The organism is Psychrobacter sp. 1Y4, from assembly GCF_051847555.1.
Map to the genome: position 1 here is coordinate 1 of NZ_JBPYDE010000885.1, position 581 is coordinate 581.

Here is a 581-nt window from a genome sequence, read left to right on the forward strand (position 1 = left end):
GTGATGCACCGCCTGCTGAGATTCATGTCAGTAGTCAAGGGCTCTCTACCGCTCAATATAACTCATTGCAGACAGTGATGGACCAGCAAAAGGTCAGCAGTTTTTTTACTTCTGATTTGCAAGCATTAAGAGATATTACGACAAGCCTTGCATGGGTTGATCAAGTGAGTATCTCTCGAGACTGGCAACGCGGCATTGTAGTTACCGCCTTACCTAAGCAAGCAGTCGCTAATTTTGGGACAGAGCGCTTGGTTGATGCAAAAGGATCTGTGTTCGTTCCTGCTGATAGTAGCGACTTGACGCAAGAGCGCTTTGCTACTCTGCAAGGTGAAATGGCTCAAGCGCCAGTCATTATGCAGCAAATGCAGCAAGTCAATGACTGGTATGCGCCACTTGATATGCAGGTTGAAGACATTATTTTGTCACCAAGAATGACTTGGCTCATTCGTTTTGATAATGGCTTACGCGTCATCGTCGATAATGAGAACACCGCACAAAAACTACTGAATCTAAGCCAGTTACTTGGTAATCAGTTAAGCGGACGCCGAGATGAGATGCAGTCTGTAGACTTACGCTACAAG

At 45.8% G+C, this 581-nt stretch carries 1 protein-coding gene; it reads left to right on the forward strand.

All coding sequences use genetic code 11. From position 1 onward, the window contains the following. On the forward strand, positions 1-581 hold a 581-nt coding region (locus ACS8FC_RS19405; protein WP_439297992.1), incomplete at both ends, for a cell division protein FtsQ/DivIB.